The sequence below is a fragment of the Hymenobacter cheonanensis genome (assembly GCF_030581075.1).
In the GTDB taxonomy this organism is placed as follows: domain Bacteria; phylum Bacteroidota; class Bacteroidia; order Cytophagales; family Hymenobacteraceae; genus Hymenobacter.
This window is the reverse complement of sequence record NZ_JAUQSW010000021.1, coordinates 1-16,092: the sequence shown is the minus strand read 5'-3', so window position 1 is coordinate 16,092 and position 16,092 is coordinate 1. Positions and strand designations below refer to the sequence as shown.

Below are 16,092 nucleotides of genomic sequence, written 5' to 3'. Positions count from 1 at the left end.
GGCGGCACCGCTCTGCGCTTGGATTTCGGCCAGAACCAGCACCCTAACCCCGTATTGAGGGCGGACCTTGACTTAGCGGCCAGGCAGGTAGCAAGGTTCACGTCGGTGCCCGCGGCGCTGGGCTACCTAGAAGGTATTGGCTGGGAGTGCGTACAATCAGGGACAGTACCAGCCTCCCTGTTTGCCCAGGGGCGCGCTACCTACCTGTTGCGCCCGAAGCCCTAGCCCTTCGGCTGCTTCCCCTAGCAGCGGCAAGCTGCCGGCTGCCCCGGGCACCGGGCTAGGCTGCCAAAGGCAGGCGGGCCTTTAGCCAGGCGTGCGCGGCGCCCTCATCCAGAAAGCAGGCAAACTGCACGGGGCTGGTGCTGGGGCAGCTGCCCGGCGCATCGACGCGGCTGCTGAGGTAGTCGGGCAGCATCAGAAAGCTTACGAAGAGCGGGCGGCCCAGCTCGCGCTGCAGCCGGGGCAAGAATGTGGTCGTGACCCACTCGGGGCTGTAGTGGCTGTGGCTGGTGCGGCGGCGCGAGTCGATAAACCAGCTCGTGGCCCCGCAGTGCAGCGTGGCCCGGCGCAGGTTGTCGTAGCCGGCCAGCAGTTCGGCCTCGCTCACGGCGCGCAGCCAGCGGCCCAGCAGCAGGCCCAGGTCGGCCCGAAAATTCACATCCAGGTAGTCGGTCGAGTAGAGGTTGGGGCACATAGGCAGTTTGCTTTTTGCAGAAAGAGTGAGAAGCAGCAGTACTCAAACTTACGCAGTGCACTAGCCGCCCGGGTTGGCCCAAAACGGTCCAAAACCCGGGTATTTTCATGACTTTTGTCACTTTTATCGTCTCATTTTTATACTACTGCTCAACACCTTATCTACATGGCCTATTCATTCTGTCCATAATACAAATAAACCCTGGCCGGCTCTTCCCCACTGCGCGGCGGCTACCTTTGGCCCCTAGCTTTTGGCCTGCCTGCGGCCGCCCTACCCCTGCCAGCTCATGGACCTCGCCGCCCACTACGACGCCCTGCGCCAGACCGCGCGGCCCCGCCTGGCCAGCGGGGCCGCCGAGCTTGATACCCTGCTCGACTCGCCGCTTGATACGCGACGCGGCCTCACCGTGCTGGCCCGCCCACCGGCGGCTATCACGGCCGCCATCGAGGCGCTGCTGGCCGATTTTCGACGCATCGAGCCCGCGCAGTATTACTACCCGGCCGCCGATATGCACCTCACCATTTTGTCGATTATCTCGGCCCACGCGGGGTTTTCGCTGGCCGCCATCGAGCCCGCTGCCTACGCGCGGGCCGTGGGCGAGGCCCTGCGGGGGTTGCCGCCCTTTGCTATCCGCTATGCGGGCCTCACGGCGGTGCCGGGTGGCGTGCTGGTGCAGGGCTTTCCGCTGGATGAGGGCCTGCAACTCCTGCGCGAGGCGCTGCGCGCGCACTTTCGGCAGGCGGGGCTAGCCCACTCTATCGACCAGCGCTACCAAATTCAAACGGCGCACTCCACCGTCATTCGCTTCCGCAGCCCGCTGGCCAGCCCTGCCCTGCTGGTGGCCGCCTTGGAACGCTGCCAGCGGCAGTTTATCGGCACGTTCGAGGTCAATACGGTCGAGCTGGTGTTTAGCGACTGGTACCAGCGGGCGGCGCACACCCAGCGGCTAGCCACCTATCGGCTGTAAAGCCGGGCGCGGGGTCGGGCCTTACCTTGCCGCATGTCCGCTACCTATCCCTTTAAAATAGCCGCCGCCAAGTCGGCCGCCGACCCCACCCGCCAGTTTCTTATCGTGGTGGAGCTAAACGAATTGGACGAATACTACCAGCAGTTTGAAGACCACGGCTACGGCGGCACCGGGGCCTCGTGGCGCGAGCACATCGAAACCATTATCGAAGAATATCAGCCCGACCTGCTCGACCACCTGGAGCTTGACGAAGCCGGCGGCACCTTCCTGGCCTATGCCGATAGCCTGGCCGCCGTGCGCCAGTTTATGGCCTGCGTGCTGCCGTACTTCGGCGACCTGGGCAAGCTCAAAAAATACCTGGACCAGACCGACCCCGGCGACTTTTTCGAATAGTTGCGACTAGCCCCGGCTAGTCGCGGAAGGGCCGGGCGCCGATGGGCATCTTGTAGAGTTGCACCGGAAAGGCCACCGTTTCGACGCCCTTTTGGAAGCCGGCCGTGCGGTTCATCTGCGGCACGGGCAGCCAGAGGTTGCCGGCGTGGTCTATCCACATGGCATCGACCCAGATGAGGCTGGGGCTTTGCACCAGGGTGCTGCTCTGGCCGTCGGGCGTCACCTTCAGCACGCGCTTGTGGTTGGCGTCGGCCACGTAGAGGTTGCCGGCCGCGTCGATGGTGGTGCCGCCGCAGGTGGGCGAGTTGAAAAAGTACGTCACCTGCCTGGCCAGCTCGGCCGAGCTGATGCTGGGGTCATCCAGGTACTTGGTTTCGACGCGGTACATGGGGCCGGCGGCCGTCTGGAAGTAATAGTACCGGCCGTCGGGCGAGACTTCCATCTGGTCGGCGTGCAGCTTCACATCGCTGCCGTCGGGCTTCACCATTTTCTTGCCCTCGCCCAGCATGGGGCGGCGGGCGGTGGTGGTGCTGTCATCGTCGAGCAGGCGGCGGCCCTGGCCGGTTTTCTGGTTGAGGATGATGAGGCCCGGCGCGCCGGCATCGGTCACGTATATCATGTCGCCGTGAAAGCGCAGGTCGTCCACGAAGCTCTTGCGCTTCACGTACTTATCGAGCGCTATCGTCTTCACGAGCTGGTTTTTGGCAATATCGAAGCCCAGCAGCTTGGGGCCGTCGGCAATGGGCGGCGCGTCGCTCTTGGGCGTGCCGGTATCCACTATCCACAACAGGCCGTCAGGGCCGAAGCGTAGCGAGTTGGCGCGCACGAAGGCTTGTTTGGCGGGGTCGCCCTCCTTTTTCCAGGCGTTCCAGGCGCGGGTGGGCCAGGGCGTCGCTTTGCCGTTTTTCAGCTCGCCGATGCGGGTGCCGGGGCTGCCCTCGTTGTGCGGAAACAGCACGAATACCCGGTCGTTGTCGCTCACGGCCACCCCGTTCCAGATGGTATCGGAAGTAGCCACCGACACAAGCTGGCGGGCGCTTTCGGAGGTGGGCACGGGCGGCGGGGCGGCCACGGCGGTTGTTTTTTCGGGGGCCGAGCCGCCCGAGCAGGCGGCTAGCAGCGCCAGCCCGGCGGGCAGCAAGAAACGAGTGAGCGGCATGGGTAGCGAGGAAAAGGATTTCCGTGCTTTACGCACCAGCCGCGGCCGGGGGTTGCCCCGCGCCCTGCGGGCCAGCCCCGCCGAGGCTTCTGGCTGGGCAGCTGGCGTCGCCGGCGGCATCCTTACCTTGGCAAGCTAGCCGTGCCGGTTGGGCTGTCCAAGTCAGGAAAAGTAGGCTGCCCACAAACCCTGGCTTCCAACGGGCTAGTTTAGCGATAGATTTTGCTTGCATAAAGCCTGATTTTGTGCATCCCGGCGCGGGGCTTTTGCCAGAACTTTGTGGTTCATTTATCGCACTGTTATGCTTGTTATCACCGGAGCCACTGGCAAACTAGGCAGCCAGGTTATCGAGGCGCTTTTGCGCCTGCACGTACCCGCCGGCCGCATCGTGGCCAGCATGCGCGACCCGCAAAAGGCCACGACGCTGGCCGCCCACGGCGTGGTGGTGCGCGCCGGCGACTTTGCCCGGCCCGAGGGGCTAGCTACGGCGTTTGCCGGGGCCGACCAGGTGCTGGTCGTGTCGCCCGATAAGCTCGGGGAAGAAGGCCGCCAGCTCAGCCGCGCGGCCATTGCCGCCGCCCGCACGGCAGGCGCCCGCCGCGTGCTTTACACCAGCCACATGGGCGCGCAGGCCGACTCGCCGACCCAGGACCAGGCCTTTATCAAGGACCACGCCGCCGTCGAGGCGTTTCTGGCGCAGGCCGGGCTGCCCTACACTGCCCTGCGCCACGGCTACTACGCCGAAAGTGCGCTGCACCACCTCGGCCGCGGCCTGGAAACGGGCGAGCTGCGGCTGCCCGAAGACGGCCCCGTGAGCTGGACCACGCGCGCCGACCTAGCGGAAGCCGACGCCGTCGGGCTTGCCCATGAAGGCCAGCTCGACGGCATTACCCCGCCGCTAACCGCACTGGAAGCCTTCACGTTTGCCGACCTGGCTGCCATCGCCTCCGAGCTGACGGGCCGCCCGGTAAAGCACGTAACGCTGACTGATGCACAATGGGCCGACGAAAAACGCGCCCAGGGCACGCCCGAGCACTTCGTGAATATCATGCTGGGTACCTACCGGGCCATGCGCCGGGGCGACTTTGCCGCCACCGACCCCACGCTGGCGCAGGTGCTCGGCCGCCAGCCACTCACCATGCGCGACGTACTCACCGGCCTTTTGCAGCCTGGTGCTGCCTAGCAGCTACCTGGCAGCAGGGCGCCTGGCCCGCTGCCTTAAATTTGGCCGATGACCTCGCCGCCCCCGGTTCACATTACGACCATTGCCGACTACCACCGCCGGCTGGGCTTGCCGCCGCCCGCGCATCCGCTGGTGAGCGTGAGCCGCTTCGAGGACATGCCTTTTCCGCCGGCGCAGCCCCTTGGGGCGGTAGTGCACCACTTCTACAGCATTGCCCTGAAAAAGACCTTTCACGCGCGGCTCAAGTACGGCCAGCAGGAGGTAGATTTTACCGAGGGCGTACTGCTGTGCATGGCCCCCCGGCAGCTGCTGGCCATTGAGGGCCCGCCCGAGACCCCGGCCAGCCACCGGGGCTGGCTGCTGCTGGTGCACCCCGACCTGCTGCTGCATTCGCCCCTGGCGAAGAAAATCCGGCAATACGAGTTTTTCGACTACAAAGCGAATGAGGCCCTGCACGTGTCGGAAGCCGAGCAGCAAGTGCTTGTCGGCATTCTGGCGCAAATTGCCCACGAGTACCACACGCCGCCGGACAAGTTCAGCCGCGACGTGATGCTGGCGCAATTTGACCTGCTGCTTACCTACGCCGAGCGCTTTTATCAGCGCCAGTTTCATACCCGCCAGGCGGCCAATCAGCAGTTGCTAGGCCGCCTGGAAGAACTAGTGCAAGCCTATTTCGCCGGGGGCCGCCTGCCCATCGAGGGGTTGCCTCCCGTTACCTACCTGGCCGAGGCGCTGCACCTCTCGCCTAACTACCTGAGCCGGTTGCTGAAGTCGCTGACGGGGCAAAGCACCAAGCAATTCATTCTGGGCAAGGTGGTGGAGGTAGCCAGGGAACAGCTATCTACCACCACGCTCACCGTCAGCGAAATTGCTTACGGGCTGGGCTTTGCGCACCCGCAAGCCTTCAGCAAACTGTTCAGAAGTCAGACCCAGGTGTCACCCCGCCAATTTCGGCAGTCCTTTTTGCCCTAGCCCTGCTTGATGGCTGAACGGGTGTCTCCAAAAAGTTAAAAAATAAACGACGGGCCGCTTGTTTTTTAAGCGCAATAGCTGCCGGAGGCCAGCGGGCTGCGCCCCGCGCCCCAGCCCGGTGCGCAGCCCGCGCTAGGCAAGCTGCTGGTGAAGTAAGTGCCGCCGCCGTGCGCTCTAACCGCTAACGCCTTCAGAACCGGCTTCTTGATGCTTGCCGAGGCTGTTTTTTTGCCCAGGAGCAGCTTCTATATTTGCTCGCTGCCGTTGCCTTGGGCCTCTGTTCAAGGGGCTGGCGCGGCAGCGGCTCTGGCCAGGGCACACACAAGAATACCGGGTTCAGGCCGGCCGCCGCCAGGTGGCTGGGGCAGCCCCTGCCCGCCGGCCGTCGCGGCCGGCTCCGTTTTTATCCCATTCCCACCCTCACCCTTTTCCACATGAAAAAACCCTCACTCCTGGCCCTGCTAGGGCTGTTTTTCCTGAGCATTCTGCTGCCGCAGCGCGGCCTGGCGCAGGGCAGTATTCCGTTCACCATCAACAATACCTCGCCCTTTGCCGACACCGATTTGTACGTGGCCATCGTGGGCATCGACCCCAGCAACAACCACGTGTGGATAAACGCGGCCAACAGCCAGGTGCTGCCCATGAGCAGCAGCTACAACACCGTGACCGGCCCCACCGTGAACGGCAACACCGGCCCGGGCGGCAACTCGAAGTACGCGGCCTGCTTTACCAAGCTCAGCAACATCCCCAACCACACGTTTACGCTGCCCTACATTGCGGGCTGCCGGGTGTACATCGCGCGGGGGCAGCAGCTGTATTTCTACTTTTTTGGGGCTAGCGGCGCGCCCTCGGGCTACACGGCGCCCAACCCGCAAAATTCCTCCGACCCCAACACGGGCATTGTGTATGAGACGATTGAGCTGACCAACAACGGCGGCGGCTTCTTCGGCAACACTACCCGCGTCGATGCTTTCGCCTACCCCATGGGCCTGGAGCTGTACGGCAACGGCTACTACAAGAAAACGGGCGAGCTGAAATCGGCCGCCGACATCGTGAGCGCCTACAAGGCCAACGTGCCCGCCGAGTTTCAGGGCACGGTCAACAACACGACCGGCGTTATCACCTTCCCCAGCAAAACGCCCGCCTTCTACGACGGCACCAACGGCACCACGGCCGGCGCGCAGGGCAACTACTTTAAGAGCTACCTCGACGCCATTTGGGCCAAGTACAAGAACGAGGACTTGATTTTTAACGCCGGCAATGCGGGCGTATTCAAGGGCCGCGTGGGCGCCGACAACCGCCTGGTGGTAGTGGGGCAGTCGGGCGCCTACAACGGCCGCACGGGCATTATCACCCGCGAGCCCACCACGCAGGAGGCCTTTGAGGGCAAGGGGGTGCTAGCCACCCGCAACAGCGACGGCGACTGCGACCTCGTGGTGCAGGCCCAGATAACGGCGGCCGTGAACCGCCACGCCATCAGCACGGCCAGCGCGGCGGCGGGCCAGCAGAATTTCTACGACGTGAGCAAGTTTTACCAGGCCGCACCCATGAACTACTACGCCCGCTTCTGGCACCTGCCGGGCATCAGCGTAGACAACCTGAGCTACGGCTTTGCCTACGACGACGTGGCCGACCAGTCGAGCACGCTCCAGACGCCGCAGCCTACCAAGGTGGTGGCCACGTTTGGCGGCTTTGCCGGGCAGGCCAGCTCGTCGGGGGTAGCTACTTTCTACAAGGATTGCAACTACGCCGGCACGGCCGTGGCGCTGCCCGTGGGCGACTACACCCTGAGCGCGCTGCAAGCCAAGGGCATTTTGAACGACGACGTGTCGTCGCTGCAAGTCAACAGCGGCTACCAGGTCATTCTCTACGAAAACGATAACTACACTGGCAGCTCGCTCACGCTCACGGCCAGCAACAGCTGCCTGGTGAACAACGCCCTCGGCACCGGCAACTGGAACGACAAAACCTCCTCGCTGCGGGTGCAGGCGGCTAGCGCGGCGTTCAGCAAGCAACTCGAAGCCGAGGCGGCCAACGTGAACAACGGTATGACCGTGGAAACCTGCGCCGAGGGCGGCCAGGACATGGGCTACATCGACGCCGGCGACTACCTGGTGTGGAACAGCATCACCATCCCCACCACCGGCACCTACCTGCTCGAGTACCGGGTGGCGAGCGGGGCCAGCGGCGGCACCATCTCGGCCGACCTGAACGCGGGCGCCATTCAGCTGGGCAATACCACCATTCCCGGCACCGGCGGCTGGCAAACCTGGACCACCGTATCGAATACCGTGACCCTCAACGCCGGCACCTACAACGTGGGCGTGTATGCCCAAACCGGCGGCTATAACCTCAACTGGATACGCCTCACCAAGCAGGGCACCGCGCGCCTGGCCGCGCCGCTGGCCACCGCGCCCGCCAGCACCCACAACGATGAGCAGCTCAGCCTCTACCCCAACCCCGTGGCCGACCACCTGCGGCTGGCCGCCGCGCCCGAGCTGGTGGGCAGCGCCTACCGCGTGGTCAACAGCGTGGGCCAGGCCGTGCGCAGCGGCGCGCTGGGCGCCAGCCTCGATGTAAGCGCGCTGCCCGCCGGGCTGTACCTGCTCGTCGTCACTACCCCGGGCCAGCAAACGCTGAGCCGCCGCTTTACCAAGCTGTAGTACGGGTGGTACTACCTGTCTTGTAATTGGATTCCCACTAAGTCAGCTACTTAGTGGGAATTTTTCTTTTCCAGATAAAACATAGGTAAAACTCAAGCTCCCCTACCCTACCTACACCTGAAAACAAGGCCACTAGTTGCTACTAGTATTAGTACTACTTATCTTAGCAGAAACTTAAACTTTCAGCAAAGATGGCAAAGCCCGACCGCAAACCCGACCCCGACTTTGAGCCTGAGTACGATGTGGCCGACCCCGACTATGACGATACCAGCCAGGCCAGCTACTCCGAGGGCGCCGACCCTGACTACGACGAGGCTAGCCAGGATGCCGACTACGAGGTGAGCGACCCCGATGCACCTGAGGCTAGCCAGGAGTATTACAAGCGTAGCCAGAAATAACAAGCGCCCCGGCCGATTGGTCGGGGCGCTTCTATTAAGCGAGCCGTCCACTCGGCGCAGCCATCGGCGCCGGGTGCCACGCTCGCCAGCTGCGCCAGGCGACAGCTAGCAGCAGCACGATGGCCAGGGCAAAGGCGAGGCGACGGGGCCAGCGGGTGAGGTAGCGGTGGCGACGGTAGGTGAGCATGGGGCAGAGTAGTCAGCAGGGTACCACGTATAAATACCTGTTTTGGATATGCACCTGCCTGAGCTAGTCTGGTTTGCAGATGAAGATGCTAAGCTCGTGTATATATTTGATTCACCTTCATAGGTGCACGCTGGCAGGCGTAGCTACAGACTTCACCACTGGCCCAAGCGGGGCCGGGGGCTAAGCCCGTTGCGCTCTGCCAAGCGCACGGGCTTTTTTGTTTTTTAAGAATCTAACTCTGTAATACTATGCCCCGTCGGCAACTGAATTTCCCAACCCTTAGCATACGTCGCATAATCTCACACCTTGTACTAGAAAAAGATTATGAAGCTGGATGCTCTACAGTAGAATATACTGAAGAGACTATTGAAATTAATGACGAAATGAAAGCAGCCCTTCTCCGTCGTTTGGAAGGAGTAATGGGACGCAGAAAAAGCGGCTTCTATTTAGATATTCTTCATGTAGGAGGTGATACCTTTTTTCAGCACGGCATAAATGCCATGCAGTCTACAGAGGAAGTATTTATTAAGGAGTCAAAAGAAATTGCAAACCTGCTTGCGGAATCGCAGAGAAGGAAAAATATTCCGAAGAGCTATTTGTTTGTTATAGATGCTTATGATAGCACGCAGGCCAATGAACCCGTTCTTATTGTTGTGAAAGCAGAGCCACATGAGGCATTTAGGCGCACTGAGACTGGAATGGAATTGGTAAAAGATTTATTTTTAAGTCCGGCCCAAGCGCTATACAAAGTTGGCGTACTATATAAAGACCCAAAACCAAGCAGCGAGGTATCATACCCTAATGATATTTACAGTGCCTTTGTATACGACCAGCAGGCTGAGAACGGTGGAGAGTTATCTAAGTATTTTTACGAAAGATTTCTAGGTCTGCGCACGGATAGAAATAGTGCGTTACTATGCAGGATGTTTTATGAGAAAGTAGCTGAATTTATTAAGCTTAATATTAAGGTTGGCTCTCGAAAGGCAAAAATGCATCAGGCCCTTAGGCACGAATTTGCAAAGCAGGCTCCTGTAATAAAGCCTGCTCAGTTTACGGAGGAAAATTTTGAGGAGGGCGAATTAAAAGTTCTTTTCATAAATACCGTTGTTCGTAAACTTCCTGACGTAATCAGTAAGGACTTGACATTGGTTGAAAAGCTATTGAAAAACATTAGCTATAAGATAGGTGGAGTTAGGATTTCGGCGGATAATAGTGATTATGCTGATAGCGTAACAATTATTGAGAGTGCCGAACAATTGTCGGAATTGAAAATAGGTGGAAATTCTACAATTATTGTTGTAAAAGGCAAGGTTCAAAATGCTGAATAATCCAGATTTATGTTTAAATTTACGTATGAATCGCACAGCAAGAGTCAAGTATTTTACTCAGCTTACTGATGTCTACGAGCATGTAGCCATTAAGAAAGCAGGCGAAATATTGATAGATGATGCGTTTACGGAAAGTGCACTTGAATTACTTGACTTAAAATCCATTGGCATAGATGAAATTTCTCAATACTGTATCGATGAGCATGATGCTATAGTGAGAGCATTTCAGTATTTTGATTCGAAAGAGATAAGGCAACCAGTGTCATTACTGCTATTTTATTACATTGAATATTACGGAAATTTCATAGAAATGAATTGGCCGTTTTCAAATAAACTATTTAGGGATTATAAATTAGCATTAGGTCTATCAGACAATTATTGATAAAGGCCCCGCCCACCATCGGGGCTTTTTCATGCCCACCCCTCCGGCAGCTTCACCCAGTGCCCGTAATCCTCCAGCGTCCCGCTGCTCACGAAGCTCCGCAGCACCACCGCCTGCCCCCGGCCATCATCCACGCCGACCTCGACAAAGAAGCCCCGGCCTCATCTGCGCAGTAGTAGCGATTGACGGGACCTTCCTCATCCCAGCGCTGGGCGAGGAAGGTGCCGTGCACCCACTCAGTGAACAACGCAAGTGCACGCAGTAGCGTAGGACGGTGCTAGAGGCACTTTTTTAAAGCTTTTTCTTCATGCCTATTTTCACTATCCGCCTAGTCACTGAAAGTAGGGAGTTAAGTTCCCTAACCCAGCACTTAAAAGTTGTGCTGGGTTTACATCCAGTTTTGAGTAGCAGCACGTAGGTGCCCCCCTACACCCTGCTGCTATGAAAACGTTTGACCAAGCACTTGAGGACGAACTCGTCAAGCGCCTGTATGCACGGGACGAGACGGCGATGACCTATTTCTACCAGAATTACAAGGCTTCGCTTTACTATACAATTTGGCGTATTGTACGCCACAATGAACTTGCGGAGGATGTGCTACAGGAGAGCATGCTCAAATTTTGGCTTAGTTTCTCCGAGTATGATGACAGCAAAGGCCGGCTTTTCACCTGGGCTCTCCATATTAGCCGCAATATGGCTATCGACCGCCTGCGCGGGCAACGTCGACAGGCTGCACGCACCACGGACCTGCTACAGACCGGAGCCGAGTTAGTTGCTCCCACAACCTTTCGCCCCGAGCATATCGGCGTAAGGGACTGGATTGGCTTGCTACCAGCAACCGACCAGCAGTTGATGCACCTACTTTATATACAAGGCTATACGCAGTCGGAAGCGTCTGCGGAGCTGATGCTGCCCTTAGGCACGATTAAGTCGCGGAGCCGGCGGCTCATTCGAACGTTGGCGCGCGTGATGCGCTAAAAGCTAGGTCTCACTTCACTACTAGCTCTATAGGCGCTGAGTTCCGCTATGGCTACCCTCCCACATCTCATGCTCCAGCCCCCTTCGCGCCGCCAGCGGCGGCGGCGGAGAGTACGGCTAGTGATGCTATTATCCCTTGTCCTCGCTTGCGTGATAGTGCTAGCGTTGCTGCTCCGACCATGACCCCTCCGCTACTGCCTACTACCCGGTGGTTACTACTGGCCGCAGTATTGCTGAGCCTATTGATAGTAGCGGCAAAAGCTAAGTAAACAGCGCTGAAAAAGCCCCAGCCTTGCGGCCAGGGCTTTTGAGAAGTCTCTGGTTTCTCTCTCGGCTTTGCCAGCGGCCGGCCCGCTAAACTAGCAATTTGAGTTTAATTACCAAATAGCCGGCAACTCCTACACTAAGCACCCACACCACGGCCCGCACCCTATCCGCTGGCCACCCTACCCGCTGGGCCAGCCACTGCAAGGCCCGGTCGCTGGCGGCCGTCTGCCCGACGGCAAAGGGCCGGTCGCTAGCAGCTAGGTTGAGCACTGGGTCGAAGAGCAGCAGGCGGGCCAGTACTGCTATGATGCCGTGCCTTATGCTATCATGGGGGGCCAGACATAGTACAAGCACCACTGGCAGGAAGTAGACGGCCGTGAGTAGCCCGTGCAGCGCGAAGGATTGGCGCCGGGCCTCGGCCCCCGGTGGCGTGCGGCGCACTGCCGGCAGCAGCAGGCCTTGGCCGGCGGCCATCAGCACCACGGCGGCCGGCCAGTAGAGGTAAGCTAGCACTAGCGGCGCGGGGCTAGCCACCAAGCAAAGAGCCATACCACCACATAGGCTAGTAGCGGCAAATAGCCCAGCACTGTGATGAGGTTAGCCCGGCCACCTTGCCAGACATTGATGCCGATGCCCAGGACTAATAGGGCGATGACAAGAGCGAAAGAAATCTTCATGGTAGAAAAAAGGGTTAGTGAAAAACAAAAACTTTGAGCAGCACCCCGAGCACCGTGCCGGCAGCGCCAGCTTTATAGGTGCGGCTATCCAGCAGCCAAGGCGGGCGCGGCGGGCTGGCCAGCGCCACTCGGGCGGCGGCCCGCATCCGTTGGTAGTCGGCCTCGGTGGCGGCCTGGCTGGCCTGGCTGCGGCGCAGCTCGGTGGCGTAGGCCGTCTGCACCGAGTCGCGCAGTGAAGCATCTCGCTCGAGCTGGGCAATGCGGTCGGCGCGCACCAGCAGCAGCTGGCCGGCGGTGGCCACGTACTGGCGCGTGCTGCGGTAGGTGGCCGTGTCAATACCCACGAGGCGCTGACGCACTACTGTGCCGCTATCTAGGCGCACCACGAGCGGGGCTAGCTGGCGAATAGGCTGGCTAGTAGCGGGCAGGCTCAGCAGGCAGAGTAGGGGCAGCAGGCAGGCGGTTACGAAGCGAGTCATCGAGTTGTTGAAGTTTAGCGAGGGTGCGGGCGAGTTCGCGGTGCTGGCCGGCGAGCGCCCAGACCGTGCTATCAAAGTGGTGCTGGTGGCGCGGCTCGGTAGCCGTGCGGGTATCGTGGGCGGCCTCGGTGGCGTGCACGGCCTTGGTGGCGCCGCGGCGGGCCCACCACGAGCTGGCGTAGTTAAGGCCCGACGCCCCGAAGGCGATGGCCAGCACAATGGCCAGGCCCAGCAGCACCCAGCGCCAGGGGCTGGTGAGAAAGGTGGTGAACGGATTCATTTTTTTGGGTAGCGCTGGGCATGAGGCGTTAACTGACGACGCATCGCCGCAGTGAGTGGGTAGAGGTACTTATGCTTACCCTGCTGGCGTATCTCTACAAGGTCTGCCTGCCTATGTGTGCGCACCAGCTGGCCAGAGTCGGCACGACGCTTCGTGCCGGTCCGCGTTACATTGCGCGCATGCACCAATTCGCCAGTAATTGGCTGCTGCCATTGACTGCGCTTAGTGGTCTGGCCTACGTAGAGCCAATTGGTAGCTTGGTAAATCGTGCCGACATGGCCTTGATTTTTATCGGCATAACTAACGAGCACCTGCACGAGTGGCGCTTCACGCGCAAACTGTCGCACTGCTGCCATCACTACTTGTGAGGTGGCGGCTTGCTTGCCGTTCAGCGCTACCCGCACTAGCTCGGCAGCTTCGCCGTTTGCAAGCCCGAACTCTTTGGCGCAGTTAATCGCCCCGCGGGCAAAGCATACCACTCCGCACCACTCACCTTTGTCATTGTAGGCATTGTAGCCAACAAAGAGGTAATGGCTACGGCCGGCGTAGTGAAAGTGCTGGCATGCGTAAGAGATAGCAGCCGGACTAGCGCGCTCAATTCTCATAGCGCGCCGGCAGAAACCGAGAGATAGGCCCCTTCGTAGCGGGCCAGCACAGCCGTAATCTCAGCCTGAACCCGCCGTAATTGGCTGGCATCTTTGCAGGTAATTTTTATCACAGCCGGCTTGACAGGCTGTTTACCTGTTAAAGCTATGTCTGGCGGGCAGGTTGCAGGAGTGTCGAAAAGCATATCAGTAATTCCAATTGCTGAGCGCGTCAATCGCGCCGATGGGGTAAAGCGTGCGGTGCATACCGGCATTGGTACCCTTGCCCTCATTGCCAGCCCACGTCCACACCGAGCGGGGTGCCCGCCCGGCGCGCACAGGCCGGCCCAGCTCATCAACCGCCGCCACGTGGTGCAGCCCCCGGCCGTAGTCGAAGCAGGCTTTCAGCCCCACGCGGATACTATCAATGCTGCCCCGGCCCGCGGCCCGGTGAAAGAGCGTGCGCCCGGCGTCGGGCCCGGTGAGCGGGGCCCAGGACTTGGCCGCGCCCTGCATGCCATTGCGCGGAATAGGAAGGCCGCAGCTACGGTTGGCGGCAGCTTGCGAAAAGCCGCAGTACTCAGGGTGGTAGGTAGCGGTATACTCGCCGCCTCCGGCCAGCACCAAGGCCCGCACGCCAGGGCCTGCGTTGTTGCCCTGCGTTTCGCGCACGGTTTGATGAGCCCGCAGAAATTCGAGGGTGCAGGTAGCGGCCTGCGCCTGGCGGGCGCGGCTGGGTTGGGCGTGGCCCACCTGGCTGGCCAGCAGCAGCAGGCTAGCCGCCACTACGAGCCAGTAGCAGGCCCGGACCCAACTTTTGGTAGTGGCCTGGCTCATACTACGAGCGCGGCAAACAGGGCTGAGGCGGCTGCCCGAATAACAATGGTGAGCTGGAGCCGGCCATACACGGCAAACCGTGCCTCGTCGCTCAGGCCCAAGAACTCCCGGCTGTAGCGCGTCTTGGCCCACAACGTCGGCGCCGGGTGCGTGAGGTGCTGCACCACCCAGGGCAGCAGCACGAGCAGCAGGTACATGCCGGCGAAGGCAATGAACTTGCTGGCCACCGTGGCCGAGGGCACCCAGCCGCTAGCCTGCTGGCCGGCCGCGATTTCGGCGCTGCTGGCGGCCGGGCTAGCCGAGGGCACGGCGTGGTAAAACTTGGCGATGAGCACCGGGGCATAGACCGCCCCGGCAAGCATGGCCACGCCGAGGCTGATAAAAATGAGGTAAGGAGCGAGTTTGCGCAGCATACAGAAAAAAGGGTGAGGGTGAGTTATTTCTGGCCGCGCAGCAGCTCGCGCAGCATTTCTTTCATCTCGTCGAGCGACTTGCCGTAGCCCTTGAGTTCGGCTTTCATGCCGGCCATGTCCTCGCGCAGCTGGGGCACCTGATTGACCTGATTTTCCAGGGCCTGGCACCGCCGGTCAGCTACTTCAGCAAAGCGCTCATGCTGCTGCTGAAAGCCGAGCATCCGGTTTTCGTGGCCGCTCTGGCGCTGCTCCAGGTGCGTAAAGCGCTCGTTTAGCTTGTCCTCGTGCACAAAGCCCTGGCTTCTAGTATCAAGTTCGGTCAGCTTATTGTCGATGCGCCTTTCGCGCTCTTTGGCCTCGGCCTCCTTCTTGGCACGCTGCTCGTCGGTGCTTTTATCGCGGCGCGTAAACACGCGCTGGAGCACGAACAGCACGAGCGGAATAAGCACAATCTTGATACCGTCCACCCAGGTGAAGGCAACGGCAACGGCGGGTACGGTTTGGAGAAAGAGCGGGGCAGGCATGAATTAGGGCAAAAACGGGCGGGGTATCGGCCAGCAGGCATAGGCTACGGCGGCGGCCAGTAGGGCAAAGCCGAGCCAGCGAAAGAGGCGGGTGCTGGGCATGACTTAGGTGAAGCGGCCCAGCGCATCGGCGCGCTGAATGTGGTGGCGAATGACGTCGGCAATCTTAATGGCCTCGTTTTCGCGCAGGTACACGAAAAAATCGGCTTGCAGCATCGTGGGCTGCGAAAAGCTATCTACCACCGCCTGCCAGGCCTCGTCGGACTGGCCGAGCGTGCGCACGGCCAGGATAGCGCCCGCTTGCTCGCCCGGGGTGGCATCGACGAGCGTAAGATTGTCGGCCCCGAGCGAAGCCTCGTAGCTGGCGAAGCCGGGGCCAGTGAGCGGTTCGCCGTAGCCATCGCCCAGGGCGGCGTAGGGGCACACGCGCACGCCAATGCGCACGAAGCTTTGCCCGCTGGCCTGCTGCTGGTGCAGCAGGCTCTCGAAGCGGACTTTGCGGCGCACGAGCGTGTCGCCCAGCTGCAAATCGCTGATGGGCAGCTCAATCAGGGGCGGGGCGTAGGGAACGAGGGGCATAGAATCAAACGGTTATGTTGTAGCGCTTTAGCAGGTGGGGCTCGTTCTGGGCATCTTCGGCGGGGGTGGTGTAGTGCAGGTAAGGCACGATATCCACGAGTGGGCCTAGCCAGTCGTAGGCACTGGTGGCGTTGTCGCCGCCCAG

Annotated in this window: 21 protein-coding genes; 9 read left to right on the top strand and 12 right to left on the bottom strand. The window is 60.5% G+C overall.

Annotation, left to right across the window (positions count from 1 at the left end):
- Positions 1-280: 280 nt before the first annotated feature.
- Positions 281-697, bottom strand: coding sequence for a hypothetical protein (locus Q5H89_RS23030; protein WP_305021695.1), 417 nt, complete (start codon positions 695-697; stop codon positions 281-283).
- A 286-nt stretch (positions 698-983) separates the two neighbouring features.
- On the opposite strand from Q5H89_RS23030, the gene Q5H89_RS23025 reads away from it, so the two are divergent.
- The gene (locus Q5H89_RS23025) at positions 984-1,664 is read left to right on the top strand and encodes a 2'-5' RNA ligase family protein (RefSeq protein WP_305021694.1); all 681 of its coding nucleotides are present in this window, start codon (positions 984-986) and stop codon (positions 1,662-1,664) included.
- Positions 1,665-1,697: 33 nt separating this feature from the next.
- Positions 1,698-2,057, top strand: a complete 360-nt coding sequence (locus tag Q5H89_RS23020) for an Imm51 family immunity protein (RefSeq protein ID WP_305021693.1) — start codon at positions 1,698-1,700, stop codon at positions 2,055-2,057.
- Between the two features lie 16 nt (positions 2,058-2,073).
- Here Q5H89_RS23020 and Q5H89_RS23015 read toward each other — a convergent pair whose 3' ends face one another.
- Complete coding sequence (locus Q5H89_RS23015) at positions 2,074-3,216, bottom strand: SMP-30/gluconolactonase/LRE family protein (protein ID WP_305021692.1); 1,143 nt, start codon at positions 3,214-3,216, stop codon at positions 2,074-2,076.
- A gap of 301 nt (positions 3,217-3,517) precedes the next feature.
- Here Q5H89_RS23015 and Q5H89_RS23010 point away from each other — a divergent pair, with 301 nt between their 5' ends.
- The 7 genes from Q5H89_RS23010 to Q5H89_RS22980 all read left to right on the top strand — a co-directional run bounded on the left by Q5H89_RS23010 (position 3,518) and on the right by Q5H89_RS22980 (position 11,307).
- Positions 3,518-4,399 (top strand): NAD(P)H-binding protein, encoded by an 882-nt coding sequence (locus tag Q5H89_RS23010; protein WP_305021691.1) that lies wholly within the window; start codon positions 3,518-3,520, stop codon positions 4,397-4,399.
- Positions 4,400-4,447: 48 nt separating this feature from the next.
- Positions 4,448-5,371, top strand: a complete 924-nt coding sequence (locus tag Q5H89_RS23005) for a helix-turn-helix domain-containing protein (protein ID WP_305021690.1) — start codon at positions 4,448-4,450, stop codon at positions 5,369-5,371.
- A 434-nt stretch (positions 5,372-5,805) separates the two neighbouring features.
- On the top strand, positions 5,806-8,034 hold the full coding sequence (locus tag Q5H89_RS23000) for a beta-1,3-glucanase family protein (RefSeq protein ID WP_305021689.1): 2,229 nt from the start codon (positions 5,806-5,808) through the stop codon (positions 8,032-8,034).
- A 191-nt stretch (positions 8,035-8,225) separates the two neighbouring features.
- On the top strand, positions 8,226-8,432 hold the full coding sequence (locus Q5H89_RS22995) for a hypothetical protein (RefSeq protein ID WP_305021688.1): 207 nt from the start codon (positions 8,226-8,228) through the stop codon (positions 8,430-8,432).
- A gap of 435 nt (positions 8,433-8,867) precedes the next feature.
- Positions 8,868-9,947 (top strand): nucleoid-associated protein, encoded by a 1,080-nt coding sequence (locus Q5H89_RS22990; protein ID WP_305021687.1) that lies wholly within the window; start codon positions 8,868-8,870, stop codon positions 9,945-9,947.
- A 25-nt stretch (positions 9,948-9,972) separates the two neighbouring features.
- Positions 9,973-10,329 (top strand): hypothetical protein, encoded by a 357-nt coding sequence (locus tag Q5H89_RS22985; RefSeq protein ID WP_305021686.1) that lies wholly within the window; start codon positions 9,973-9,975, stop codon positions 10,327-10,329.
- Between the two features lie 441 nt (positions 10,330-10,770).
- Positions 10,771-11,307, top strand: coding sequence for an RNA polymerase sigma factor (locus tag Q5H89_RS22980; protein ID WP_305021685.1), 537 nt, complete (start codon positions 10,771-10,773; stop codon positions 11,305-11,307).
- Between the two features lie 354 nt (positions 11,308-11,661).
- Here Q5H89_RS22980 and Q5H89_RS22975 read toward each other — a convergent pair whose 3' ends face one another.
- From Q5H89_RS22975 to Q5H89_RS22930, 10 genes are all read right to left on the bottom strand, one after another.
- A complete protein-coding gene (locus Q5H89_RS22975; protein WP_305021684.1) occupies positions 11,662-12,123 on the bottom strand; it encodes a hypothetical protein in 462 nt (153 codons plus the stop codon).
- Complete coding sequence (locus Q5H89_RS22970; protein WP_305021683.1) at positions 12,087-12,251, bottom strand: hypothetical protein; 165 nt, start codon at positions 12,249-12,251, stop codon at positions 12,087-12,089. The genes Q5H89_RS22975 and Q5H89_RS22970 overlap by 37 nt, the downstream gene beginning before the upstream one ends.
- A 14-nt stretch (positions 12,252-12,265) precedes the next feature.
- Positions 12,266-12,730: a hypothetical protein gene (locus tag Q5H89_RS22965; protein ID WP_305021682.1), complete on the bottom strand. Its 465-nt coding sequence runs from the start codon at positions 12,728-12,730 to the stop codon at positions 12,266-12,268.
- Positions 12,666-13,010 (bottom strand): hypothetical protein, encoded by a 345-nt coding sequence (locus Q5H89_RS22960; RefSeq protein WP_305021681.1) that lies wholly within the window; start codon positions 13,008-13,010, stop codon positions 12,666-12,668. Before Q5H89_RS22960 ends, Q5H89_RS22965 begins: the two co-directional genes overlap by 65 nt.
- On the bottom strand, positions 13,007-13,615 hold the full coding sequence (locus Q5H89_RS22955; RefSeq protein WP_305021680.1) for a Mom family adenine methylcarbamoylation protein: 609 nt from the start codon (positions 13,613-13,615) through the stop codon (positions 13,007-13,009). Before Q5H89_RS22955 ends, Q5H89_RS22960 begins: the two co-directional genes overlap by 4 nt.
- A complete protein-coding gene (locus Q5H89_RS22950; protein WP_305021679.1) occupies positions 13,612-13,800 on the bottom strand; it encodes a hypothetical protein in 189 nt (62 codons plus the stop codon). The genes Q5H89_RS22955 and Q5H89_RS22950 overlap by 4 nt, the downstream gene beginning before the upstream one ends.
- A gap of 1 nt (position 13,801) precedes the next feature.
- Positions 13,802-14,431 (bottom strand): hypothetical protein, encoded by a 630-nt coding sequence (locus Q5H89_RS22945; protein WP_305021678.1) that lies wholly within the window; start codon positions 14,429-14,431, stop codon positions 13,802-13,804.
- Complete coding sequence (locus tag Q5H89_RS22940; protein ID WP_305021676.1) at positions 14,428-14,844, bottom strand: hypothetical protein; 417 nt, start codon at positions 14,842-14,844, stop codon at positions 14,428-14,430. The genes Q5H89_RS22945 and Q5H89_RS22940 overlap by 4 nt, the downstream gene beginning before the upstream one ends.
- Before the next feature lie 23 nt (positions 14,845-14,867).
- Positions 14,868-15,368, bottom strand: coding sequence for a hypothetical protein (locus Q5H89_RS22935; RefSeq protein WP_305021675.1), 501 nt, complete (start codon positions 15,366-15,368; stop codon positions 14,868-14,870).
- 105 nt (positions 15,369-15,473) lie between these two features.
- Positions 15,474-15,947: a hypothetical protein gene (locus Q5H89_RS22930; protein ID WP_305021674.1), complete on the bottom strand. Its 474-nt coding sequence runs from the start codon at positions 15,945-15,947 to the stop codon at positions 15,474-15,476.
- Between the last annotated feature and the right edge of the window lie 145 nt (positions 15,948-16,092).

Bases quoted from the DNA above. Each gene is read 5' to 3' on its own strand.
- Q5H89_RS23030 (WP_305021695.1), bottom strand. From the start codon at position 697: ATGTGCCCCAACCTCTACTCGACCGACTACCTGGATGTGAATTTTCGG.
- Q5H89_RS23025 (WP_305021694.1), top strand. From the start codon at position 984: ATGGACCTCGCCGCCCACTACGACGCCCTGCGCCAGACCGCGCGGCCC.
- Q5H89_RS23020 (WP_305021693.1), top strand. From the start codon at position 1,698: ATGTCCGCTACCTATCCCTTTAAAATAGCCGCCGCCAAGTCGGCCGCC.
- Q5H89_RS23015 (WP_305021692.1), bottom strand. From the start codon at position 3,216: ATGCCGCTCACTCGTTTCTTGCTGCCCGCCGGGCTGGCGCTGCTAGCC.
- Q5H89_RS23010 (WP_305021691.1), top strand. From the start codon at position 3,518: ATGCTTGTTATCACCGGAGCCACTGGCAAACTAGGCAGCCAGGTTATC.
- Q5H89_RS23005 (WP_305021690.1), top strand. From the start codon at position 4,448: ATGACCTCGCCGCCCCCGGTTCACATTACGACCATTGCCGACTACCAC.
- Q5H89_RS23000 (WP_305021689.1), top strand. From the start codon at position 5,806: ATGAAAAAACCCTCACTCCTGGCCCTGCTAGGGCTGTTTTTCCTGAGC.
- Q5H89_RS22995 (WP_305021688.1), top strand. From the start codon at position 8,226: ATGGCAAAGCCCGACCGCAAACCCGACCCCGACTTTGAGCCTGAGTAC.
- Q5H89_RS22990 (WP_305021687.1), top strand. From the start codon at position 8,868: ATGCCCCGTCGGCAACTGAATTTCCCAACCCTTAGCATACGTCGCATA.
- Q5H89_RS22985 (WP_305021686.1), top strand. From the start codon at position 9,973: ATGAATCGCACAGCAAGAGTCAAGTATTTTACTCAGCTTACTGATGTC.
- Q5H89_RS22980 (WP_305021685.1), top strand. From the start codon at position 10,771: ATGAAAACGTTTGACCAAGCACTTGAGGACGAACTCGTCAAGCGCCTG.
- Q5H89_RS22975 (WP_305021684.1), bottom strand. From the start codon at position 12,123: ATGGCTCTTTGCTTGGTGGCTAGCCCCGCGCCGCTAGTGCTAGCTTAC.
- Q5H89_RS22970 (WP_305021683.1), bottom strand. From the start codon at position 12,251: ATGAAGATTTCTTTCGCTCTTGTCATCGCCCTATTAGTCCTGGGCATC.
- Q5H89_RS22965 (WP_305021682.1), bottom strand. From the start codon at position 12,730: ATGACTCGCTTCGTAACCGCCTGCCTGCTGCCCCTACTCTGCCTGCTG.
- Q5H89_RS22960 (WP_305021681.1), bottom strand. From the start codon at position 13,010: ATGAATCCGTTCACCACCTTTCTCACCAGCCCCTGGCGCTGGGTGCTG.
- Q5H89_RS22955 (WP_305021680.1), bottom strand. From the start codon at position 13,615: ATGAGAATTGAGCGCGCTAGTCCGGCTGCTATCTCTTACGCATGCCAG.
- Q5H89_RS22950 (WP_305021679.1), bottom strand. From the start codon at position 13,800: ATGCTTTTCGACACTCCTGCAACCTGCCCGCCAGACATAGCTTTAACA.
- Q5H89_RS22945 (WP_305021678.1), bottom strand. From the start codon at position 14,431: ATGAGCCAGGCCACTACCAAAAGTTGGGTCCGGGCCTGCTACTGGCTC.
- Q5H89_RS22940 (WP_305021676.1), bottom strand. From the start codon at position 14,844: ATGCTGCGCAAACTCGCTCCTTACCTCATTTTTATCAGCCTCGGCGTG.
- Q5H89_RS22935 (WP_305021675.1), bottom strand. From the start codon at position 15,368: ATGCCTGCCCCGCTCTTTCTCCAAACCGTACCCGCCGTTGCCGTTGCC.
- Q5H89_RS22930 (WP_305021674.1), bottom strand. From the start codon at position 15,947: ATGCCCCTCGTTCCCTACGCCCCGCCCCTGATTGAGCTGCCCATCAGC.